Source organism: Flagellimonas flava (assembly GCF_050617915.1).
Taxonomy (GTDB): Bacteria; Bacteroidota; Bacteroidia; order Flavobacteriales; family Flavobacteriaceae; genus Flagellimonas; species Flagellimonas flava_A.
The window spans coordinates 1-233 of sequence record NZ_JBODQE010000208.1 but is presented as its reverse complement, the minus strand read 5'-3'; the positions used below and the strand labels follow the sequence as shown (position 1 = coordinate 233).

Annotated in this window: 1 protein-coding gene; it reads right to left on the bottom strand. The window is 48.9% G+C overall.

What is annotated here, in order from left to right:
- Positions 1-233: Plug domain-containing protein (locus tag ACRHOZ_RS21565; RefSeq protein ID WP_431130463.1), on the bottom strand; the 233-nt coding region annotated here is incomplete at both ends.

Here is a 233-nt window from a genome sequence, read left to right as displayed (position 1 = left end):
ATCGATATCGGGCGCGTGCTCATCTCCCCATTCCATATCTTGCATGCGCTCGCCATCGTTTACAATCAAAACACGGCTGCCGTTTAAACCATGAATAGTTCGCTTTACGATGTTGGCGCCGGTATTCAAGGAAGAAACGCCCCCCAACTGCCGCAAGGCATCACCTAAAGTTCCTGAACTATAGAGTTCGAAGGTTGGAAGCTTCAATTTTTCCTCGGATGCTGTGTTGGTCT